The 361-nt window shown below is 45.4% G+C and carries 1 pseudogene; it reads right to left on the bottom strand.

What is annotated here, in order from left to right:
* Nucleotides 1-361, bottom strand: a pseudogene (locus AB4496_RS26785) (methyl-accepting chemotaxis protein); the annotation flags it as partial.

Below are 361 nucleotides of genomic sequence, written 5' to 3'. Positions count from 1 at the left end.
ATTAACCAGCTGAATAGAATGATCGCCACTAACAGTGTGACGCAAAGGGTGTTGTTGATCAGCGATAGTTTATCCATCTCTTGCTGTGCCTGTTGATCTAACACGGCCGAGAATTCTTTGAATTGAGTCTCGATAACGTGCGAACCTGTTCGCGCTTGCCCTAGTAACCCTTCGTTATGTTTTAACCCTATCACTCGTTTCTGATCTACGACTTGACGAGCTGCTTCTATCAAAGCAGCTGAGCCACCCGCATTAGAAGTAATAGACAGAACACTTGGGGCGAACTCACCCTTCTCGATCAGATCATTGAAGAGATACAGCTCAATTTTTTGTTCAGCACTCGCGGTGGCACTGATGTTAT

It is taken from the genome of Vibrio sp. 10N.222.46.A1 (genome assembly GCF_041473595.1).
GTDB classification, from domain to species: Bacteria; Pseudomonadota; Gammaproteobacteria; order Enterobacterales; family Vibrionaceae; genus Vibrio; species Vibrio tasmaniensis_A.
The sequence above is the reverse complement of the archived record's forward strand: the minus strand, read 5'-3'. Positions and strand labels throughout refer to the sequence as shown.